The organism is Streptomyces sp. CA-243310 (genome assembly GCF_050936775.1).
GTDB lineage: Bacteria > Actinomycetota > Actinomycetes > Streptomycetales > Streptomycetaceae > Streptomyces.
The window spans coordinates 1,368,593-1,389,601 of sequence record NZ_JBNJMF010000002.1 but is presented as its reverse complement, the minus strand read 5'-3'; the positions used below and the strand labels follow the sequence as shown (position 1 = coordinate 1,389,601).

At 71.2% G+C, this 21,009-nt stretch carries 20 protein-coding genes; 19 read left to right on the top strand and 1 reads right to left on the bottom strand.

Annotation, left to right across the window (positions count from 1 at the left end; genetic code table 11):
* Positions 1–41: 41 nt before the first annotated feature.
* The 10 genes from mltG (at position 42) to nusB (ending at position 9,334) form a co-directional block, all read left to right on the top strand.
* Positions 42–1,859, top strand: coding sequence for an endolytic transglycosylase MltG (mltG, locus tag ACQEVM_RS23810; protein WP_433082214.1), 1,818 nt, complete (start codon positions 42–44; stop codon positions 1,857–1,859).
* A gap of 168 nt (positions 1,860–2,027) precedes the next feature.
* On the top strand, positions 2,028–2,861 hold the full coding sequence (locus tag ACQEVM_RS23805) for a shikimate dehydrogenase (protein ID WP_433082212.1): 834 nt from the start codon (positions 2,028–2,030) through the stop codon (positions 2,859–2,861).
* Between the two features lie 166 nt (positions 2,862–3,027).
* Positions 3,028–4,212 (top strand): chorismate synthase, encoded by a 1,185-nt coding sequence (gene aroC, locus ACQEVM_RS23800; RefSeq protein ID WP_433082210.1) that lies wholly within the window; start codon positions 3,028–3,030, stop codon positions 4,210–4,212.
* Positions 4,209–4,727: a shikimate kinase gene (locus tag ACQEVM_RS23795; RefSeq protein ID WP_433082208.1), complete on the top strand. Its 519-nt coding sequence runs from the start codon at positions 4,209–4,211 to the stop codon at positions 4,725–4,727. The genes aroC and ACQEVM_RS23795 overlap by 4 nt, the downstream gene beginning before the upstream one ends.
* Positions 4,724–5,815 carry a 3-dehydroquinate synthase gene (aroB, locus tag ACQEVM_RS23790; protein ID WP_433082206.1) on the top strand — a complete coding sequence of 364 codons (1,092 nt, stop codon included), beginning with the start codon at positions 4,724–4,726 and terminating at the stop codon, positions 5,813–5,815. Before ACQEVM_RS23795 ends, aroB begins: the two co-directional genes overlap by 4 nt.
* A complete protein-coding gene (gene aroQ, locus ACQEVM_RS23785; protein WP_053676627.1) occupies positions 5,812–6,252 on the top strand; it encodes a type II 3-dehydroquinate dehydratase in 441 nt (146 codons plus the stop codon). The genes aroB and aroQ overlap by 4 nt, the downstream gene beginning before the upstream one ends.
* A gap of 80 nt (positions 6,253–6,332) precedes the next feature.
* Positions 6,333–7,082 carry an AAA family ATPase gene (locus ACQEVM_RS23780; protein ID WP_433082203.1) on the top strand — a complete coding sequence of 250 codons (750 nt, stop codon included), beginning with the start codon at positions 6,333–6,335 and terminating at the stop codon, positions 7,080–7,082.
* An 83-nt stretch (positions 7,083–7,165) separates the two neighbouring features.
* Positions 7,166–8,272, top strand: coding sequence for a M24 family metallopeptidase (locus ACQEVM_RS23775; RefSeq protein ID WP_433082201.1), 1,107 nt, complete (start codon positions 7,166–7,168; stop codon positions 8,270–8,272).
* Positions 8,273–8,330: 58 nt separating this feature from the next.
* A complete protein-coding gene (efp, locus tag ACQEVM_RS23770) occupies positions 8,331–8,897 on the top strand; it encodes an elongation factor P (protein WP_433082199.1) in 567 nt (188 codons plus the stop codon).
* Positions 8,898–8,899: 2 nt separating this feature from the next.
* Positions 8,900–9,334, top strand: a complete 435-nt coding sequence (nusB, locus tag ACQEVM_RS23765; RefSeq protein ID WP_329446620.1) for a transcription antitermination factor NusB — start codon at positions 8,900–8,902, stop codon at positions 9,332–9,334.
* A gap of 178 nt (positions 9,335–9,512) precedes the next feature.
* Here the strand turns inward: nusB and bldD are convergent, their stop codons facing one another.
* A complete protein-coding gene (gene bldD / locus ACQEVM_RS23760; protein ID WP_007263032.1) occupies positions 9,513–10,013 on the bottom strand; it encodes a transcriptional regulator BldD in 501 nt (166 codons plus the stop codon).
* A 249-nt stretch (positions 10,014–10,262) separates the two neighbouring features.
* On the opposite strand from bldD, the gene pyrR reads away from it, so the two are divergent.
* From pyrR to ACQEVM_RS23715, 9 genes are all read left to right on the top strand, one after another.
* On the top strand, positions 10,263–10,859 hold the full coding sequence (pyrR, locus tag ACQEVM_RS23755; protein WP_433082196.1) for a bifunctional pyr operon transcriptional regulator/uracil phosphoribosyltransferase PyrR: 597 nt from the start codon (positions 10,263–10,265) through the stop codon (positions 10,857–10,859).
* Between the two features lie 104 nt (positions 10,860–10,963).
* Positions 10,964–11,956, top strand: coding sequence for an aspartate carbamoyltransferase catalytic subunit (locus ACQEVM_RS23750; protein ID WP_433082194.1), 993 nt, complete (start codon positions 10,964–10,966; stop codon positions 11,954–11,956).
* Between the two features lie 2 nt (positions 11,957–11,958).
* Entirely contained in the window at positions 11,959–13,245 is a 1,287-nt protein-coding gene (locus ACQEVM_RS23745; RefSeq protein ID WP_433082192.1) for a dihydroorotase, read from the top strand.
* Complete coding sequence (locus tag ACQEVM_RS23740) at positions 13,242–13,823, top strand: hypothetical protein (protein ID WP_433082190.1); 582 nt, start codon at positions 13,242–13,244, stop codon at positions 13,821–13,823. Before ACQEVM_RS23745 ends, ACQEVM_RS23740 begins: the two co-directional genes overlap by 4 nt.
* Positions 13,820–14,983, top strand: a complete 1,164-nt coding sequence (gene carA, locus ACQEVM_RS23735) for a glutamine-hydrolyzing carbamoyl-phosphate synthase small subunit (protein WP_433082188.1) — start codon at positions 13,820–13,822, stop codon at positions 14,981–14,983. The genes ACQEVM_RS23740 and carA overlap by 4 nt, the downstream gene beginning before the upstream one ends.
* Positions 14,976–18,284 (top strand): carbamoyl-phosphate synthase large subunit, encoded by a 3,309-nt coding sequence (carB, locus tag ACQEVM_RS23730; protein WP_433082186.1) that lies wholly within the window; start codon positions 14,976–14,978, stop codon positions 18,282–18,284. The genes carA and carB overlap by 8 nt, the downstream gene beginning before the upstream one ends.
* A gap of 78 nt (positions 18,285–18,362) precedes the next feature.
* Positions 18,363–19,472 (top strand): quinone-dependent dihydroorotate dehydrogenase, encoded by a 1,110-nt coding sequence (locus tag ACQEVM_RS23725; protein ID WP_433082184.1) that lies wholly within the window; start codon positions 18,363–18,365, stop codon positions 19,470–19,472.
* A complete protein-coding gene (pyrF, locus tag ACQEVM_RS23720) occupies positions 19,469–20,314 on the top strand; it encodes an orotidine-5'-phosphate decarboxylase (RefSeq protein ID WP_433082182.1) in 846 nt (281 codons plus the stop codon). Before ACQEVM_RS23725 ends, pyrF begins: the two co-directional genes overlap by 4 nt.
* Before the next feature lie 371 nt (positions 20,315–20,685).
* A complete protein-coding gene (locus ACQEVM_RS23715) occupies positions 20,686–21,009 on the top strand; it encodes an integration host factor (RefSeq protein WP_053676615.1) in 324 nt (107 codons plus the stop codon).

Here is a 21,009-nt window from a genome sequence, read left to right as displayed (position 1 = left end):
CAACGAAGCCGCTGCCTCCGTCTCGCGGCTCTAGGGGATCGATGACTGAGTATGGCCGGGGCCGCACCCCCGAACCGTGGCACCCCGAGGACCCCCTGTACGGGGACCAGGGGTGGACCGGACATCCGGTCCAACAGGGTCAGACGCCTTACGACACCGGCGCTCAGGAGCAGTACCAGCAGCAGCCGCCGCAGCATCCGGACCCCCAGACCGGCCGGCCCCCGTACGCGGATCCGCAGTACCAGCAGCAGTACGCGCAGCAGCAGTACCCCCAGGCGCAGTACCCGGACCCGCAGTACCAGGACCCGCAGCAGTACCCGAACCAGCAGCAGTACCCGCAGCAGGGCTATCCCCAGCAGCAGCCCGCCCCGCAGCAGCAGGGCGGGCAGCAGCTCCCCCCGCAGCAACCCCACCCGCAGCAACCCCACCCGGAGCAGCCCCGGCAGCCGTACGGCGACCAGGTCTGGGACACCGGCCAGGGCCAGTACGTCCCCGGGCCCGCGACGGTGGACCCGTACGCCGGCGTGGACCCGTACACCCAACAGAACGCGGGCGCCTACCCCGGCGAGGCCCCCGACCTGTACGGCACTCCCGACGCCTACCCGCCGCCACAGCCCCCGGGCCGGCGGCACCTGGAGCCCGAGCCCGGGGCCGAGGCACAGGACGGCGACCTCCTGACGGAGGAGCGCGAGGAGGAGAACGGATCCCTCGCCGGGGAGGACCCCGACGGGTCGGGCGGCGGGCGCAGGTCGGGCCGTTCGAAGGACACGACGAAACGCAGCGGCGCCGCGTGCCTGATCGCCGCCCTCGTGATCGTGGGCGTCGTCGGCGGGGGCGGTTACTACGGCTACACCTACCTCAAGGGCAAGTTCAGCTCGGCCGCGGACTTCTCCGGCACGGGCAACGACGAGACGGTCGACGTCGAGATCCCCAAGAACGCCGGCCTGATGCTCATGGGCCAGCTCCTCAAGAAGGCGGGCGTCGTGGCCAGCGCGGAGGCCTTCGCCGCCGCCGCCGAGGCCAACCCCAAGGGCAAGTCCATCCAGCCGGGCGTCTACTCCCTCAAGAAGGAGATGTCCGCCAGGTCCGCGGTCGAGATCATGCTCGACCCCTCGGCCCTGAACGTGCTCACGATCCCCGAGGGCAAGCGCAACTTCGAGATCTACACCCTGATCGACAAGAAGCTCTCCCTCAAGCCCGGCACCACGAAGGACGTCGCGACCAAGGAGTCCAAGAACCTCGGCCTGCCGGACTGGGCCAACTCCAACAAGAACATCAAGGACCCGCTGGAAGGCTTCCTCTACCCGGCCCGCTACGACCTGGGCAAGGACATGAAGCCGGAGGCCCTGCTCAAGCAGATGGTCGCCAAGGCGAGCCAGGAGTACGCGAACGCCGACGTCAAGGGCCAGGCCACGAAGATGGGCCTGAAGACCCCCCTCGAACTCGTCACCGTCGCGAGCCTCGTCCAGGCGGAGGGCAAGTACCAGCACGACTTCGACAAGATCTCGCGCGTGGTCTACAACCGCCTCAAGCCGGGCAACACCGAGACGAACGGTCTGCTCGACTTCGACTCCACGATCAACTACATCAAGGGCCAGAGCACCCTCGACGTCGGTTCGGTCAAGGAACTGCGCCAGATCGCCGACCCCTACAACACGTACAAGGTCGTGGGCCTGCCCGCGGGACCGATCAGCAACCCGGGAGCCGACGCGCTCAAGGCGGCGACGAACCCGGAACCCGGCCCCTGGTACTACTTCGTGTCCGTCAACGAGAACAAGACGCTGTTCGCCGTCACCAACGACGAGCACAACGTCAACGTCGAGGAATACGAGAGGGAGCGCAAGAAGTCGGGCCAGTAGCCCGACGGTTCGGGACGCTCCGACACCCGGTCCCCGTCGTCCCCGGACGACGGGGACCGGGTGTCCTCGTCGCCGCGCGGGCTGCGGTACTGTCTCTCGCGCCCGGGCACCGGCCCGGTCGTCCGCGCGTGCCCGCGCGCGGACGGGAACTGGTGAGGGGCGAGGGACATGCAGCCGACAGTACGGCGGGCCGCGGTGCTGGGGTCGCCCATCGAGCACTCCCTCTCCCCGGTCCTGCACCGCGCCGCGTACCGGGAGCTGGGCCTCCTCGACTGGACGTACGACCGCTTCGAGATCGACGAGGCCACGCTCGCCGGGTTCGTCGCCGACCTGGGCCCCGAGTGGGCCGGGCTGTCCCTCACCATGCCGCTGAAGCGGGCGATCATCCCGCTGCTCGACGGGATCAGCGACACCGCCGCTTCGGTGGAGGCCGTCAACACGGTCGTCCTCACCCCGGACGGCCGGCGCCTCGGCGACAACACCGACATCCCCGGCATCGTCGCCGCACTGCACGAACGCGGCGTCGAGAAGGTGCCCGCCGCCGCCGTCCTCGGCGCCGGGGCCACCGCCTCCTCGGCGCTGGCGGCGCTCTCCCGCGTCTGCACCGGCGAGGTCACCGCGTACGTGCGCTCGCGCGAGCGCGCCGACGAGATGCGGCAGTGGGGCGAACGGCTCGGCGTCGACGTCCGCACGGCCGACTGGTCACGGGCGGCCGAGGCGCTCGGCGCACCGCTGGTGATCGCCACCACCCCGGCGGGCGCGACCGACGCCCTGGCCCGGGAGGTGCCCGCCGGCGCGGGGACCCTGTTCGACGTCCTGTACGACCCGTGGCCCACCGCGCTCGCCGCGGCCTGGACGGCGCGCGGCGGCACCCTCCTCGGCGGGCTGGACCTCCTGGTCCACCAAGCCGTCCTCCAGGTCGAGCAGATGACCGGGCGCGCCCCCGGACCCTTGGCCGCCATGCGCACGGCGGGCGAGGACGCGCTCCGGGCCCGACCGTGAGGGTGTGACACCGCCTCGAAGGGCGGGGACCTGACGGATCCCCCGTCCGATACCTGGACCTGGCACCGGGATACCCCCGCGGACATGGGAGGATCGGGTGAGGCGGGTCAGGGCCGCGCACCCGATCGCGCCTTCGCTGTGCCGGGCGCGAGCATGAGGAGCATCGTTGAGCAGGTTGCGTTGGCTGACCGCAGGAGAGTCGCACGGACCGGCCCTGGTGGCGACGCTGGAGGGCCTCCCCGCCGGCGTCCCGGTCACCACCGAGCTGGTGGCCGACCACCTGGCCCGGCGCCGGCTCGGCTATGGCCGCGGTGCCCGGATGAAGTTCGAGCAGGACGAGATCACCTTCCTCGGCGGCGTCCGCCACGGACTGTCCCAGGGTTCCCCGGTCGCCGTCATGATCGGCAACACCGAATGGCCCAAGTGGGAGACGGTCATGTCGGCCGACCCCGTCGACCCCTCGCTGCTCAAGGAGACCGGCCGCAACGCGCCGCTGACCCGCCCGCGCCCCGGCCACGCCGACCTGGCGGGCATGCAGAAGTACGGCTTCTCCGAGGCCCGCCCGATCCTGGAGCGCGCCAGCGCCCGTGAGACGGCCGCCCGCGTGGCCCTCGGCGCCATCGCCCGGTCCTTCATCAAGGAGGTCGCGGGCATCGAGATCGTCTCGCACGTGGTGGAACTCGCGGCGGCCAAGGCCCCGTACGGCGTCTACCCGACCCCCGCCGACGTCGACAAGCTCGACGCCGACCCGGTGCGCTGCCTCGACGCCGACGCGTCGAAGGCGATGGTCGCCGAGATCGACCAGGCCCACAAGGACGGCGACACCCTCGGCGGCGTCGTCGAGGTCCTCGCGTACGGGGTGCCCGTCGGCCTCGGCTCGCACGTCCACTGGGACCGCCGCCTCGACGCCCGCCTCGCCGCCGCGCTCATGGGCATCCAGGCCATCAAGGGCGTGGAGGTCGGCGACGGCTTCGAGCTGGCCCGCGTGCCCGGCTCCCGGGCGCACGACGAGATCGTCTCCACCGACGAGGGCCTGCGTCGCACCTCGGGCCGTTCCGGCGGCACCGAGGGCGGCCTGACCACCGGTGAGCTGCTGCGGGTACGCGCCGCGATGAAGCCCATCGCGACCGTGCCGCGCGCGCTCGCCACCGTGGACGTGTCCACCGGGGAGGCGACGGTGGCCCACCACCAGCGCTCCGACGTGTGCGCCGTCCCGGCCGCCGGCATCGTCGCCGAGGCGATGGTCGCGCTCGTGCTGGCCGACGCCGTCGTCGAGAAGTTCGGCGGCGACTCGGTCCCCGAGACCCGCCGCAACGTCCGCTCGTACCTCGACAACCTGCAGATCCGGTGACCGCCGGACCACTGGTCGTCCTTGTCGGACCCATGGGGTCCGGCAAGTCCACGGTCGGAGAACTCCTCGCCGCACGCCTCGGCGTCCCCTACCGGGACACCGACGCCGACATCGTCGCGGCCACCGGCCGGGAGATCTCCGACCTCTTCGTCGACGAGGGCGAGCCCTACTTCCGCGAGCTGGAACGGCAGGCCGTCGCGGCCGCCGTCGCCGAGCACACCGGGGTCCTCTCCCTCGGCGGCGGGGCCGTCCTCGACGAGGGCACCCGCGGGCTGCTGGCCGGCCTGCCCGTCGCCTACCTGTCGATGGACGTCGAGGAGGCGGTCCGGCGCGTCGGCCTGAGCGCCGCGCGCCCGCTGCTCGCCGTCAACCCGCGCCGCCAGTGGCGCGAGCTGATGGAGGCCAGGCGCCACCTGTACACCGAAGTCGCGCGCGTCGTCGTGGCCACCGACGACCGCACACCCGAAGAGGTCGCGCAGGCGGTCCTCGACGCTCTGGAGTTGAAGGACGTATGACAGACCAGGTGACGCGCATCCAGGTCGGCGCGAGCGCCGGACACGGCGCGTACGACGTGCTGGTCGGCCGGCAGCTGCTCGGCGAGCTCGGCTCCCTCATCGGCACGAAGGCCAAGCGGGTCGCGGTGATCCACCCCGAGGCGCTCGCCTCGACCGGTGAGGCGCTGCGGGACGACCTGGCCGCGCAGGGCTACGAGGCGGTCGCCATCCAGGTGCCGAACGCCGAGGAGGCCAAGACGATCGAGGTCGCCGCGTACTGCTGGAAGGCGCTGGGCCAGTCCGGCTTCACCCGCACCGACGTGATCGTCGGCGTGGGCGGGGGAGCCACCACCGACCTCGCCGGCTTCGTGGCCGCCTCCTGGCTGCGCGGCGTGCGCTGGATCGCCGTACCCACCACCGTGCTCGCCATGGTGGACGCGGCCGTCGGCGGCAAGACCGGCATCAACACCGCCGAGGGCAAGAACCTCGTCGGCGCCTTCCACCCGCCCGCCGGCGTGCTCTGCGACCTCGCGGCGCTGGACTCGCTGCCGGTCAACGACTACGTCAGCGGTCTCGCCGAGATCATCAAGGCCGGATTCATCTCCGACCCGGTGATCCTCGACCTGATCGAGGCGGACCCGCAGGCGGCCCGCACCCCCGCCGGCCCGCACACCGCCGAGCTGATCACCCGCTCCATCCAGGTCAAGGCGGACGTGGTGTCCAGCGACCTCAAGGAGGCCGGGCTGCGGGAGATCCTCAACTACGGGCACACCCTCGCGCACGCCATCGAGAAGAACGAGCGCTACAAGTGGCGCCACGGCGCGGCCGTGTCGGTGGGCATGGTCTTCGCCGCCGAGCTCGGCCGGCTCGCGGGCCGGCTGGACGACGCCACGGCCGACCGGCACAAGGCCGTCCTCGCCTCCGTCGGCCTCCCGCTGACCTACCGCGGCGACCAGTGGCCCAAGCTGCTGGAGACCATGAAGGTCGACAAGAAGTCCCGCGGCGACCTGCTGCGCTTCATCGTCCTCGACGGACTGGCCAAGCCGACCGTGCTGGAGGGGCCGGACCCCGCGCTGCTGTTCGCGGCGTACGGCGAGGTCGGCGCATGAGCCGGCGGGTGTTCGTCCTGAACGGCCCGAACCTGGGCCGGCTCGGGTCGCGCGAGCCCGACGTGTACGGGGCCACCTCCTACACCGGGCTCGTCGAGAGCTGCCGCGCGGTCGGCGCGGAACTCGGCTTCGACGTCGAGGTCCGCGAGACCAACGACGAGGGCGAGCTGGTGCGTTGGCTGCACGAGGCGGCGGACGGCAGGATTCCCGTGGTCATCAACCCGGGCGCCTTCACGCACTACTCGTACGCCATGCGGGACGCGGCGGCGCAGCGCACCGCGCCGCTGATCGAGGTGCACATCTCGAACCCGTACGCCCGCGAGGAGTTCCGGCACACCTCCGTGATCGCCGCGGTGGCGACCGGCACCGTGGCGGGCTTCGGCATCGGTTCGTACCGCCTGGCGTTGCGCGCGTTGGCGGACGAAGTGACCGCCTGACGGCAGGGGTGGGACGCCGGAGGTCCGGGGTCATATAACGTTCTCGCATCAGTCGCCGGAACGAGACGGAGTGGCAGCGGATGCAGCAAGGAGTGGGAGGCGGTGCCTGGGGCGGGTCGGGACAACACCCGGCGTCGCCCTCGCAGCCGCCCATACCCCCCGGGCAGGGCTGGTCGGGTTCCGTACCGCCGCCCCCGCCGGTCCCGCCCCAGCAGGCGGTCCCGGAGACGACGGGTCACATCCCGCTGCCCCCGGCCGTGGCCCCCGGCACCGGCGGCGCCACCCTCGCCGTCCTGCTGATCGGCCCGGCGGGCGCGGGGAAGACCACCGTCGCCCGCCACTGGGCGGCCACCCGGCCCGTGCCCACCGCGCACATCAGCCTGGACGACGTCCGGGAGTGGGTCTGTTCGGGCTTCGCCGACCCGCAGGCGGGCTGGAACGAGCACTCCGAGGCCCAGTACCGGCTCGCCCGCCGCACCTGCGGTTTCGCCGCGCGCAACTACCTGGCGAACGGGATCTCCTGCATCCTCGACGACGCCGTCTTCCCGGACCGGCCCGTGGTGGGCCTGGGCGGGTGGAAGCGGCACGTCGGCCCGGCCCTGTTGCCGGTCGTCCTGCTGCCCGGCCTGGAGATCGTCCTGGAGCGCAACGCGGCCCGCTCCGGCAACCGGCGGCTCTCCGACGAGGAAGTCGCCCGCATCCACGGGCGGATGGCGGGCTGGTACGGGTCCGGGCTGGCGATCATCGACAACTCGCACCTGGACGTCGAGGGCACCGCCCGCGCGCTCGACGAGACCCTGGCCCGTGTCATCGGGGCCCCGCAGGCCTGAACCGGGGCCGGGCCCCGGGACCGCAGGCCCGTACGGACCCGCTCGCCAGGCCGGATGGACGGGGCGCTCGTAGGCTCGAAGACATGTCAGACGCCTACGCGGCCCGCAGGGGCCGGCTCCGCGACCGCTGTGCCGCCGCGGGCAACGCCGCCGCGTTGATCACGCGTCCGGCCAATGTCCGCTACCTGGCCGGGGCGTCCCCGCGCGGCGCCGTCCTGCTGGTCGGACCCGTCGAGGACGTGCTGTTCTGCGGCACCTCGCCCACCGGGGAGGCCGACGAGGGCCGCCTGGACGACCGACTCCGACTGAACGTGCTCTCCGCCCCCGGCGGGGACCCCGCCGTGGCCGCCGCCGACATGGCGGCCTCCGCGCGGGCCGACTCGCTCGCCGTGGAGGAGCACCACCTCACCGTCGGCCGCCACCGGGCCCTGCGCTCGGTCGCGCCCGGACTGCGCCTCGCGGACCTCGGGACGTCCGTGGAACAGCAGCGCCTCGTCAAGGACGAGGAGGAGATCGCCTGTCTGCGGATCGCCGCCGAGATCGCCGACCAGGCGCTCGGCGAGCTGCTGGAGTCCATCCTGGTCGGCCGGACCGAACGCCACCTCGCCCTGGAGCTGGAACGGCGCCTGGTGGACCACGGCGCCGACGGCCCCGCCTTCCCCACCTCGGTCGGCACCGGACCGCACTCCGGCCGCTCCCGGCACCGGCCCTCGGACCGTCGGGTGGAGGAGGGCGACTTCCTCTCCGTCTGCCTGGGCGCCAACTACCGTGGATACCGCTGCGAGATCGGCCGCACGTTCGTGATCGGCACCACCCCGGCCGACTGGCAGATCGAGCTGTACGACCTGGTCTTCGCGGCCCAACGGGCCGGCCGGGAGGCCCTCCTGCCGGGGGCCGCCTACCGGGACGTCGACCGCGCGGCGCGGTCCGTGTTGGGCTCGGGCGGCCACGGCGAGGCCCTCGCGCCGTCCACCGGACACGGTGTCGGTCTCGAAATCGACGAGGACCCGCAGCTTGCACCTACGGCAATGGGTAAACTGGACGCTTGCGTGCCGGTCACCGTCGAACCGGGGGTTCACCTCCCGGGCCGGGGAGGTGTCCGGATCGATGACACGCTCGTCGTGCGCCCCGAGGCGGACGGCGGTCCCGAGCTACTCACCATTACGACCAAGGAGCTGCTCGCGCTGTAGTCCGCCAACCGGACCGTGCGCGCCTCCCTGGTCTTCCAGTGCAGGAGATTCCGCAACCGTGGCTTCCACGAACGACCTCAAGAACGGCATGGTGCTGAAGCTCGACGGGGGCCAGCTCTGGTCCGTCGTCGAGTTCCAGCACGTCAAGCCCGGCAAGGGCCCGGCCTTCGTGCGCACCAAGCTCAAGCACGTGCTCTCCGGCAAGGTCGTCGACAAGACGTTCAACGCCGGCACCAAGGTCGAGACGGCCACCATCGACCGCCGCGACATGCAGTTCTCGTACATGGACGGCGAGTACTTCGTCTTCATGGACATGGAGACCTACGACCAGCTGATGGTCGACCGCAAGGTCGTCGGCGCCGCCGCCAACTTCCTGATCGAGGGCTTCACCGCCTCCGTGGCCCGCCACGAGGGCGAGGTGCTCTACGTCGAGCTCCCCGCCGCCGTCGAGCTGGTCATCCAGCACACCGACCCGGGCGTCCAGGGCGACCGCTCCACCGGTGGCACCAAGCCGGCGACGCTGGAGACCGGTCACGAGATCCAGGTCCCGCTCTTCGTCAGCATCGGCGAGAAGATCAAGGTCGACACCCGCACGAGCGACTACCTCGGCCGGGTGAACAGCTAACCGTGGCTGCCCGGAGCAACGCGCGAAAGCGCGCTTTCCAGATCCTCTTCGAGGCCGATCAGCGCGATGTGCCCGTGCGCGAGGTCCTCGCGGACTGGATCCGCCACGCGCGGTCGGACGACCGCCAGTCGCCGGTCAACGCCTACACGATGGATCTTGTCGAGGGTTACGCCGACAAGGTGGACCGCATCGACGATCTGATCGCCACCTACGCCGTGGACTGGGACCTCGACCGCATGCCGGTCGCGGACCGGAACATCGTGCGGCTCGGAGCCTACGAGCTGATCTGGGTGGACGACACCCCGGACGCCGTGGCGATCGACGAAGCGGTCCAGCTCGCCAAGGAGTTCTCGACGGACGAGTCGCCCTCGTTCGTGAACGGACTGCTGAGCCGGTTCAAGGACCTGAAGCCGAACCTGCGCCGCAGCGAGAGCTGACGCACAGGCCACGCACACACGGAAGGGCCCGCAGCGCACGCGCTGCGGGCCCTTCCGTCCGTTCCCGTGGATCCCGGAGCCGGGGACGCGCGGGGCACACGGAAACGGCGGCCGCCGGGACCCCCGAAGGGGCCCCCGACGGCCGCCGGTACGTTTCTGCTGGGCCTGGGCCCCGGGACTAGATGTCCTCGTGCGCCACCGCGCGACGTGCGTCCGCGTCCAGCACGCCCCAGCTGATCAGCTGCTCGGTCAGGACCGAGGGGGACTGGTCGTAGATGACGGCGAGGGTGCGCAGGTCGTCCTGGCGGATCGACAGCACCTTGCCGTTGTAGTCGCCGCGCTGGCTCTGGATCGTCGCCGCGTAGCGCTGCAGCGGACCGGCCTTCTCGGCGGGCACGCCCGCGAGGCGCTCCAGATCCAGACGGAGCTTCGGCGGCGGCTCGGCGGCCCCGCCGGGAGTCGTGCCCGGCAGCAGCTCCTGCACCGGCACCCCGTAGAAGTCCGCCAGCTCGGCGAGGCGCTGGACGGTCACGGCGCGGTCCCCGCGCTCATAGGAACCGACCACCACGGCCTTCCACCGGCCCTGGGACTTCTCCTCGACACCGTGGAGGGAAAGGCCCTGCTGGGTGCGGATGGCACGGAGCTTGGCCCCGAGCTGTTTGGCGTATTCGCTGGACATAACGCTCCCGGACGCTGTGACGCTGTGACGACATGGACAACGTGCGGCTCCGCCGCGCGGCTGGTAACTCACTGTGAGGTTACGCAGCGTTACTTGGATGCGTCAAGCCGAATGGTCTTCGTCGCCCCCTCGCAAGGGCCTCCGCCCGGGCCCGGCGCGAGGAGCGCGGAATCGCCCTGGTACCGTGGAAGGCGTAGATCAGACGTCCTTTAAGGTCCGTCCCGTGAGGCGGAGAAGGAGGTCCTTTTCATGGACACCCAGCACAGCCCGGACACCCGGCACGCCCCCGATGACATGCGCCCCGTACTGGACGCGCAGGACATCGCACGGGTCCTGACCCGCATCGCCCACGAGATCGTCGAACGCGCCAAGGGCGCCGACGACGTGGTGCTCCTCGGCATTCCCACCCGCGGTGTGTACCTCGCCCGCCGGCTGGCCGCCAAGCTCGAAGAGATCACCGGCACCAAGATCCCGGTCGGCTCCCTCGACATCACCATGTACCGGGACGACCTGCGCCTGAAGCCCGCACGGGCCATCGGCCGCACCGAGATCCCCGGCGACGACATCGACGGCCGTCTCGTGGTCCTCGTCGACGACGTGCTCTTCTCCGGCCGCACCATCCGCGCCGCCCTCGACGCGCTCGGCGCCATCGGACGTCCGCGCGCCGTGCAGCTCGCCGTCCTCGTCGACCGGGGCCACCGCGAACTGCCGATCCGCGCCGACTACGTCGGCAAGAACCTCCCCACGTCGCTGCGGGAGACCGTCAAGGTCCAGCTCCAGGAGGAGGACGGCCGTGACGCCGTGCTGCTCGGCCAGCGGACCGCCCCGGCAGCGGGGCAGCAGTAGCCCACACCGGCTCGGGGCCCGCACACGGGGCCCGTGCCGCGGCACGCCCTGCCCGCACGCCAGTCAGTCCACCTGCCTGCCCTCCTGACCTACGGAGCACCCGGATGAAGCGCCACCTCATCTCGGCCGCCGATCTCACGCGCGACGACGCCGTCCTGATCCTCGACACCGCCGAGGAGATGGCCCGCGTCGCGGACCGGCCGATCAAGAAGCTGCCCACCCTGCGCGGCCTGACCGTCGTCAACCTCTTCTTCGAGGACTCGACCCGCACCCGGATCTCGTTCGAGGCCGCCGCCAAACGCCTGTCCGCCGACGTCATCAACTTCTCCGCCAAGGGGTCCTCGGTTTCCAAGGGCGAATCCCTGAAGGACACCGCCCTGACCCTGGAGGCCATGGGCGCGGACGCGGTCGTCATCCGCCACCACGCCTCCGGCGCCCCCTACCGGCTCGCGACCTCCGGCTGGATCGACTCCGCCGTGGTCAACGCCGGCGACGGCACCCACGAGCACCCCACCCAGGCCCTGCTGGACGCCTTCACCATGCGCCGCCGGCTCGTCGGCCGCGACGCCGGACTCGGCAAGGACCTGAACGGCCGCCGGATCACCATCGTCGGCGACGTGCTGCACAGCCGCGTGGCCCGCTCCAACGTCCAGCTGCTCCACACGCTGGGCGCCGAGGTCACCGTGGTGGCCCCGCCCACCCTCGTCCCGATCGGCGTCGAGAGCTGGCCCTGCGAGGTCTCATACAGCCTCGACGAGGTGCTGCCGAAGTCCGACGCGGTCATGATGCTGCGTGTGCAGCGCGAACGCATGAACGCCGCCTTCTTCCCGACCGAGCGCGAGTACTCCCGCCGGTACGGGCTCGACGGCGACCGCATGGCGAAGATGCCCAAGCACGCCATCGTGATGCACCCCGGCCCGATGAACCGCGGCATGGAGATCACCGCCGAGGTCGCCGACTCCGACCGCTGCACGGCCGTCGAGCAGGTCGCCAACGGCGTCTCCACCCGGATGGCCGTCCTGTACCTGCTGCTCGGTGGTTCCGAGCCCGCCGTCACCACCACCCCCGCCGCCGCCCGTACCGAGGAGAGCAAGTAACCATGAGCAAGATCCTTATCCGTGGCGCGCAGGTACTCGGTGGCGAGGCGCAGGACGTCCTGATCGACGGCGAGACCATCGCCGAGGTCGGTACCGGGCTGTCCGCCGAGGGCGCGACCGTCATCGAGGCCGAGGGCCAGGTCCTCCTCCCCGGCCTCGTCGACCTGCACACCCACCTGCGCGAGCCCGGCCGCGAGGACTCCGAGACCGTCCTGACCGGCACCCGCGCCGCCGCGAGCGGCGGCTACACCGCCGTCTTCGCCATGGCGAACACCTTCCCGGTCGCCGACACCGCCGGCGTCGTCGAGCAGGTCTGGCGGCTCGGCAAGGAATCCGGCTACTGCGACGTGCAGCCCATCGGCGCCGTCACCGTCGGCCTGGAGGGCAAGCAGCTCGCCGAGCTCGGCGCCATGCACGACTCCGCCGCCCGCGTCACCGTCTTCTCCGACGACGGCAAGTGCGTGGACGACGCCGTGATCATGCGCCGCGCCCTGGAGTACGTGAAGGCCTTCGGCGGCGTCGTCGCCCAGCACGCCCAGGAGCCCCGCCTGACCGAAGGCGCCCAGATGAACGAGGGCGTCGTCTCCGCCGAACTCGGTCTCGGCGGCTGGCCCGCCGTCGCCGAGGAGTCGATCATCGCCCGCGACGTCCTCCTCGCCGAGCACGTCGGCTCCCGCGTGCACATCTGCCACCTCTCCACCGCCGGCTCCGTCGAGATCGTCCGCTGGGCGAAGTCCCGCGGCATCGACGTCACCGCCGAGGTCACCCCGCACCACCTGCTCCTCACCGACGAGCTCGTCCGCTCGTACAACGCGGTCTACAAGGTCAACCCGCCGCTGCGCACCGAGCGCGACGTGCTGGCCCTGCGCGAGGCGCTCGCCGACGGCACGATCGACATCGTCGCCACCGACCACGCCCCGCACCCGCACGAGGACAAGGACTGCGAGTGGGCCGCCGCCGCCATGGGAATGGTGGGCCTGGAGACCGCGCTCTCCGTCGTCCAGCAGACGATGGTGGAGACCGGACTGCTCGACTGGGCGGGCGTCGCCCAGCGGATGTCCTTCGCCCCCGCGCGCATCGGCGGCCTGGAAAACCACGGCCGACCCGTCTCGGCAGGTGAACCCGCGAACCTGACCTTGGTCGACACCTCGTACCGTGGTGTCGTGGACCCCGCACACTTCGCCTCCCGCAGCCGCAACACGCCCTACGAGGGCCGCGAGCTGCCGGGGCGCGTCACTCACACATTCCTGCGGGGCCGGGCAACGGTCGTGGACGGGACGCTGGCGTGACACCTGCAGTAATCCAACTGGCCGCCGAGGCCGCCGAACGACAGTCGGCGGAGGTGACCAGCCTCGGCGCCCGCATCGCGTGGGTGATCGGCCTGGTCGTCTTCATCGTGTTCGTGTACTGGCTGATGCGGCAGGGCTGGAAATGGCGCGGCGCCCTGCAGGGCGATCTGCCGGAACTCCCCGCCGCCCCGAGCGGTCTGCCCGAACACCGGCTGGCGCTGACCGGCCGGTACCACGGGTCGACCACCGCCGGGCAGTGGCTCGACCGGATCGTCGCCCACGGTCTGGGTGTCCGCAGCCGGGTGGAGCTCACGCTCACCGACGCGGGCCTCGACGTGGTCCGACCGGGTGCCACCGACTTCTTCGTACCGGCCGCGCAGCTGCGCGGCGCCCGCCTCGACAAGGGGATCGCGGGCAAGGTACTCACCGAGGGCGGTCTGCTCGTCGTCACATGGGCGCACGGCGACAAGCTGATCGACTCCGGATTCCGCTCCGACCGCGCGGCCGAACACGCCGCCTGGGTCGAGGCGATCAACCACATGAACTCATCCATCACGACGGAAGGCGCCGAACGATGACGACCTCCACCAGGGGAGCAGCCAAAGCTCCCGCCGTACTCGTCCTGGAGGACGGTCGGATCTTCCGCGGCCGCGCCTACGGCGCTGTGGGGGAGACCTTCGGCGAGGCCGTGTTCTCCACCGGCATGACCGGCTACCAGGAGACCCTCACCGACCCGTCGTACCACCGACAGGTCGTCGTGATGACCGCCCCGCACGTCGGCAACACCGGCGTGAACGACGAGGACCCCGAGTCCTCCCGCATCTGGGTCGCCGGCTACGTCGTGCGCGACCCCGCCCGCGTCCCCTCCAACTGGCGCTCGCGGCGCTCGCTGGACGAGGAGCTGGTCCGGCAGGGCGTCGTCGGGATCTCCGGCATCGACACCCGCGCCCTGACCCGCCACCTGCGCGAGCGCGGCGCCATGCGCGTCGGCATCTTCTCCGGCGAGGCCTGGGAGGGCGTCCGCGACGAGGCGCTGCTGGCCAAGGTGCAGGCCGCCCCGCAGATGAAGGGCGCGAACCTCTCCGCCGAGGTCGCCACCAAGGAGGCGTACGTCGTCCCCGCGATCGGCGAGAAGAAGTTCACCGTCGCCGCCGTGGACCTCGGCATCAAGGGCATGACCCCGCACCGGATGGCCGAGCGCGGCATCGAGGTGCACGTGCTGCCCGCCACCGCCACGGTCGAGGACGTGTACGCCGTCAACCCCGACGGCGTGTTCTTCTCCAACGGGCCGGGCGACCCGGCCACCGCCGACGGCCCCGTCGCCGTCATGCGGGCCGTGCTGGAGCGCAAGACCCCGCTCTTCGGCATCTGCTTCGGCAACCAGATCCTGGGCCGCGCGCTCGGCTTCGGCACGTACAAGCTGAAGTACGGCCACCGCGGCATCAACCAGCCGGTCCAGGACCGCACCACGGGCAAGGTCGAGGTCACCGCGCACAACCACGGCTTCGCCGTGGACGCGCCCCTCGACAAGGTCTCCGAGACCCCCTACGGCCGCGCCGAGGTCTCCCACGTCTGCCTGAACGACCAGGTCGTCGAAGGTCTGCGGCTGCTCGACCGGCCCGCCTTCTCCGTCCAGTACCACCCCGAGGCGGCCGCCGGCCCGCACGACGCCGCGTACCTCTTCGACCGCTTCACGTCTTTGATGGAAACCGCCCTGATGGAGGCCGAGCGTGCCTAAGCGCACCGATATCCAGTCCGTCCTGGTCATCGGCTCCGGCCCGATCGTCATCGGACAGGCCGCCGAGTTCGACTACTCCGGGACCCAGGCCTGCCGCATCCTCAAGGCCGAGGGCCTGCGGGTCATCCTGGTCAACTCCAACCCCGCGACGATCATGACCGACCCGGAGATCGCCGACGCCACGTACGTCGAGCCGATCACCCCCGAGTTCGTCGAGAAGATCATCGCGAAGGAGCGCCCCGACGCGCTGCTGCCCACCCTCGGCGGCCAGACCGCGCTCAACACGGCGATCTCCATGCACGAGCAGGGTGTGCTGGAGAAGTACGGCGTCGAGCTGATCGGCGCCAACGTCGAGGCCATCAACAAGGGCGAGGACCGCGAGCTCTTCAAGGGCGTCGTCGAGGCCGTCAAGGCCAAGATCGGCCACGGCGAGTCCGCCCGCTCGGTCATCTGCCACACGATGGACGACGTCATCGCCGGCGTCGACACCCTCGGCGGCTACCCCGTCGTCGTGCGCCCCTCCTTCACCATGGGCGGCGCCGGCTCCGGCTTCGCCCACGACGAGGACGAACTGCGCCGCATCGCCGGCCAGGGCCTCACGCTCTCCCCGACCACCGAGGTGCTCCTGGAGGAGTCCATCCTCGGCTGGAAGGAGTACGAGCTGGAGCTGATGCGCGACACCAAGGACAACGTGGTCGTCGTCTGCTCCATCGAGAACTTCGACCCGATGGGCGTCCACACCGGCGACTCGATCACCGTCGCCCCCGCGATGACGCTGACCGACCGCGAGTACCAGCGGCTGCGCGACATCGGCATCGCGATCATCCGCGAGGTCGGCGTCGACACCGGCGGCTGCAACATCCAGTTCGCGATCGACCCGGTCGACGGCCGCGTCATCGTCATCGAGATGAACCCGCGCGTCTCGCGCTCCTCGGCGCTCGCGTCGAAGGCCACCGGCTTCCCGATCGCCAAGATCGCCGCCAAGCTGGCCATCGGCTACACCCTCGACGAGGTCCCCAACGACATCACCGAGAAGACGCCGGCCTCCTTCGAGCCGTCCCTCGACTACGTCGTCGTCAAGGCCCCGCGCTTCGCCTTCGAGAAGTTCCCGCTCGCCGACGCCACCCTCACCACCACCATGAAGTCGGTGGGCGAGGCCATGGCCATCGGCCGCAACTTCACCGAGGCCCTCCAGAAGGCCCTGCGCTCGCTGGAGAAGAAGGGCTCGCAGTTCACCTTCGTCGGCCCGCCCGGCGACAAGGAAGAGCTGCTGGCCACCGCGGTCCGCCCGACCGACGGCCGCATCAACACCGTCATGCAGGCGATCCGCGCCGGCGCCACCCAGGAGGAGGTCTTCGAGTCCACGAAGATCGACCCCTGGTTCGTCGACCAGCTGTTCCTGATCAAGGAGATCGCCGACGACCTGGCGGCCGCGGACAAGCTCCGGCCCGAGCTGCTGGCCGAAGCCAAGCGGCACGGCTTCTCGGACCACCAGATCGCCGAGATCCGGGGTCTGCGCGAGGACGTCGTCCGCGAGGTCCGCCACGCCCTCGGTGTCCGCCCGGTCTACAAGACGGTCGACACCTGCGCCGCCGAGTTCGCGGCCAAGACCCCGTACTTCTACTCCTCGTACGACGAGGAGTCCGAGGTCGCGACCCGCACCAAGCCCGCGGTGATCATCCTGGGCTCCGGCCCGAACCGCATCGGCCAGGGCATCGAGTTCGACTACTCCTGCGTCCACGCCTCCTTCGCGCTGAGCGACGCCGGCTACGAGACCGTGATGGTCAACTGCAATCCCGAGACCGTCTCGACGGACTACGACACCTCCGACCGCCTGTACTTCGAGCCGCTGACGCTGGAAGACGTGCTGGAGATCGTCCACGCCGAGTCCCTCGCCGGCCCCATCGCGGGCGTCGTCGTCCAGCTCGGCGGCCAGACCCCCCTCGGTCTCGCCCAGGCCCTCAAGGACAACGGCGTCCCCGTCGTCGGCACCCCGCCGGAGGCCATCCACGCCGCCGAGGACCGCGGCGCCTTCGGCCAGGTCCTCGCCGAGGCCGGGCTGCCCGCCCCCAAGCACGGCACGGCCACCACCTTCGCGGGTGCCAAGTCCATCGCCGACGAGATCGGCTACCCGGTCCTGGTCCGCCCGTCCTACGTGCTCGGCGGCCGCGGCATGGAGATCGTCTACGACGAGACCCGCCTGGAGTCGTACATCGCGGAGTCCACCGAGATCTCCCCGACCCGCCCCGTGCTGGTCGACCGCTTCCTCGACGACGCGATCGAGATCGACGTCGACGCGCTCTACGACGGCCACGAGCTCTACCTCGGCGGCGTCATGGAGCACATCGAGGAAGCCGGCATCCACTCCGGCGACTCGGCCTGCGCCCTGCCCCCGATCACCCTCGGCGGGTACGACATCAAGCGCCTGCGCACCTCCACGGAGGCCATCGCCAAGGGCGTCGGCGTCCGCGGCCTGATCAACATCCAGTTCGCGATGGCGGGTGACATCCTCTACGTCCTGGAGGCCAACCCGCGCGCCTCCCGGACCGTTCCCTTCACCTCGAAGGCGACCGCGGTCCCGCTGGCCAAGGCCGCCGCCCGCATCTCGCTCGGCACCACCATCGCCGAGCTGCGCGAGGAGGGCATGCTGCCCAGGACCGGGGACGGCGGCACCCTGCCGCTCGACGCGCCGATCTCCGTCAAGGAGGCCGTGATGCCGTGGTCGCGCTTCCGCGACATCCAGGGCCGCGGCGTCGACACGGTCCTCGGCCCGGAGATGCGCTCCACCGGCGAGGTCATGGGCATCGACTCGGTCTTCGGCACGGCGTACGCCAAGTCGCAGGCCGGCGCCTACGGCCCGCTGCCCACCAAGGGCCGCGCCTTCATCTCCGTCGCCAACCGCGACAAGCGCTCGATGATCTTCCCGGCGCGCGAGCTCGTCGCCCACGGCTTCGAGCTGATGGCGACCTCGGGAACGGCGGAGGTGCTGCGTCGCAACGGCATCAACGCCACCATCGTGCGCAAGCTCAGCGAGGGAGAGGGCCCCGACGGTGAGAAGACCGTCGTCCAGCTCATCCACGACGGTCAGGTCGACCTGATCGTGAACACCCCGTACGGCACGGGTGGCCGCCTCGACGGCTACGAGATCCGTACGGCTGCCGTGGCGCGCGGCGTCCCGTGCCTGACCACGGTCCAGGCGCTCGCCGCCGCCGTCCAGGGCATCGACGCGCTCAACCGCGGCGACGTCGGCGTCCGCTCGCTCCAGGAGCACGCGGAACACCTGATCGCGGCCCGCGACTAGCAGCCCGTACGAAAGGGGGGCACCGGCACGGCGACCGGTGTCCCCCCTTTCATGAGCGCACAAGGGATATTTCGGACGATGTACAAACTGTTCTTCAACCTCGTCTTCAAGCGCATGGACCCGGAGCAGGCGCACTACCTGGCCTTCCGCTGGATCCGTCTCGCGGCCCGCACCCCCGTGCTGCGGACCTTCGTCGCCGCCTGGCTCGCGCCCCGCCACGAGGAGCTGCGCACCGAGGCCCTGGGCCTGCGCATGCACGGCCCCTTCGGTCTCGCGGCGGGCTTCGACAAGAACGCGGTCGCCATCGACGGCATGGCGATGCTCGGCTTCGACCACGTCGAGATCGGCACCGTCACCGCGCAGGCACAGCCCGGCAACCCCAGGAAGCGGCTCTTCCGACTGGTCCCCGACCGCGCCCTGATCAACCGCATGGGCTTCAACAACGAGGGCTCGGAGGCCGTCGCCGCCCGGCTGGCCGCCCGCAACCCCGTCTTCAAGACCGTGGTCGGCGTGAACATCGGCAAGACGAAGGTCGTCCCGGAGGCGGAGGCCGCGGCGGACTACGTCGCCTCCACCGAGCGGCTCGCCCGCCACGCCGACTACCTCGTCGTCAACGTCTCCTCCCCGAACACCCCGGGCCTGCGCAACCTCCAGGCCACCGAGTCCCTGCGACCGCTGCTGACGGCCGTACGGGAGGCCGCGGACCGGGTGGTCACCGACCGCCGGGTCCCGCTCCTGGTCAAGATCGCCCCCGACCTCGCCGACGAGGACGTGGACGCGGTCGCCGACCTGGCCCTGGAACTCGGCCTCGACGGCATCATCGCCACCAACACGACCATCGCGCGCGAGGGCCTGGGCCTCAAGTCCGACCCCGCCCTGGTCAAGGAGACCGGCGGCCTGTCCGGCGCGCCCGTCAAGGACCGCTCCCTGGAGGTCCTCAGGCGGCTGTACGCCCGTGTGGGCGACCGCCTGGTCCTCGTGGGCGTCGGCGGCATCGAGAACGCCGAGGACGCCTGGCAGCGGATCCTGGCCGGCGCGACGCTGATCCAGGGGTACAGCGCCTTCGTCTACGAGGGTCCGCTCTACGCCCGCGCCCTTCACCGAGGCCTGGCCGCCCGCCTCGCGGACAGCCCGTACGACTCGCTCGCCGACGCGGTGGGCGCCGAGACCCGGAAGGCCTCGCTGTGACCTCTGTGACCCCCTTCGGCACCCGCCTGCGCGCGGCGATGGACTCCCGGGGCCCGCTGTGCGTCGGCATCGACCCGCACGCCGCCCTGTTGGCCTCCTGGGGCCTGGACGACGACATCGCGGGGCTGGAGAAGTTCTCCCGCACGGTCGTCGAGGCGCTGGCGCAGGAGGTCGCGGTCTTCAAGCCGCAGGCCGCCTTCTTCGAGCGGTTCGGGTCGCGCGGCATCGCCGTCCTGGAGCGGACCGTCGCGGACGCCCGGGCGGCGGGCACGCTGGTCGTCATGGACGCCAAGCGCGGAGACATCGGTTCGACGATGGCCGCGTACGCGGAGACCTTCCTGTCGCCGTCCTCGCCGCTGTTCTCCGACGCGCTGACGGTCTCCCCGTACCTGGGCTACGGCTCGCTGGCCCCGGCGGTGGAACTGGCCCGCGCGTCGGGCGCCGGCCTGTTCGTGCTGGCCCTGACCTCGAACCCGGAGGGCGCGGAGGTCCAGCGCGCGGTGCGCGAGGACGGTCGCACGATCGGCGCGACCATGCTGGGGCACCTGGCGGCCGAGAACGCGGGCGCCACCCCCATGGGCTCCTTCGGCGCGGTGGTGGGCGCCACCCTGGGGGACCTGTCCTCCTTCGACCTGGACATCAACGGGCCGCTGCTGGCCCCGGGCATCGGCGCGCAGGGCGCGACCGCGGCCGACCTCCCGGGCGTGTTCGGGGCGGCCGTGAGCAACGTCGTGCCGAACGTCTCGCGAGGCGTGCTGAAGCACGGTCCCGACGCGGGTGCGCTGCGCGCGGCGGCGGCCCGTTTCGCGGACGAGGTCCGGACCGCGGTGGCGTCGGCCTGAGCCCCGTCGGGGCGGTGGGCGGGCCCGACGTGACGCGGATCACGTCGAACCCGCCCGCAGGGCGGCTTCGGGGCGCGGAACGGGGGCGTTCGGGGAGGCGTGGGCGGGACGCGTCGCACTGCTTGACGAAATTCGAACGTCCTTCACCGGACAAAACCGAGGTAGTTTGTCCGTGATGTACGGTTCAGCAAAGGCTGACCAGGACTTTTCGTCCGTTCTCGCTGACGGGAGCGGCCCTGGCCGCTAGTCTCCGACCAGAGTGAACGAGCAGCGATCGAGCACCACCGCTGTTCTGGGGCTCGCCTGGTGTGATGCCTTCCGGCATCCCGCCGGTCCGTATCCGACAGTTCGACATCCGAGGTGACGTAGGCGTGGCTCTTCCGCCCCTTACCCCTGAACAGCGCGCAGCAGCGCTCGAAAAGGCCGCCGCGGCTCGCCGGGAGCGGGCCGAGGTGAAGAATCGACTCAAGCATTCCGGCGCCTCCCTCCATGACGTCATCAAGCTGGGCCAGGAGAACGACGTCATCGGCAAGATGAAGGTCTCCGCTCTTCTGGAGTCCCTCCCCGGCGTGGGCAAGGTCCGCGCCAAGCAGATCATGGAGCGCCTCGGCATCTCCGAGTCTCGACGTGTTCGAGGTCTCGGCTCCAACCAGATCGCCTCTCTGGAGCGTGAGTTCGGCGGCAAGCCCGCCTGA

Coding starts and splice junctions, on each gene's coding strand:
- ACQEVM_RS23725 (WP_433082184.1), top strand. CDS start 18,363: ATGTACAAACTGTTCTTCAACCTCGTCTTCAAGCGCATGGACCCGGAG.
- ACQEVM_RS23805 (WP_433082212.1), top strand. CDS start 2,028: ATGCAGCCGACAGTACGGCGGGCCGCGGTGCTGGGGTCGCCCATCGAG.
- aroQ (WP_053676627.1), top strand. CDS start 5,812: ATGAGCCGGCGGGTGTTCGTCCTGAACGGCCCGAACCTGGGCCGGCTC.
- ACQEVM_RS23745 (WP_433082192.1), top strand. CDS start 11,959: ATGAGCAAGATCCTTATCCGTGGCGCGCAGGTACTCGGTGGCGAGGCG.
- ACQEVM_RS23775 (WP_433082201.1), top strand. CDS start 7,166: ATGTCAGACGCCTACGCGGCCCGCAGGGGCCGGCTCCGCGACCGCTGT.
- carA (WP_433082188.1), top strand. CDS start 13,820: ATGACGACCTCCACCAGGGGAGCAGCCAAAGCTCCCGCCGTACTCGTC.
- bldD (WP_007263032.1), bottom strand. CDS start 10,013: ATGTCCAGCGAATACGCCAAACAGCTCGGGGCCAAGCTCCGTGCCATC.
- aroB (WP_433082206.1), top strand. CDS start 4,724: ATGACAGACCAGGTGACGCGCATCCAGGTCGGCGCGAGCGCCGGACAC.
- ACQEVM_RS23780 (WP_433082203.1), top strand. CDS start 6,333: ATGCAGCAAGGAGTGGGAGGCGGTGCCTGGGGCGGGTCGGGACAACAC.
- pyrR (WP_433082196.1), top strand. CDS start 10,263: ATGGACACCCAGCACAGCCCGGACACCCGGCACGCCCCCGATGACATG.
- ACQEVM_RS23750 (WP_433082194.1), top strand. CDS start 10,964: ATGAAGCGCCACCTCATCTCGGCCGCCGATCTCACGCGCGACGACGCC.
- mltG (WP_433082214.1), top strand. CDS start 42: ATGACTGAGTATGGCCGGGGCCGCACCCCCGAACCGTGGCACCCCGAG.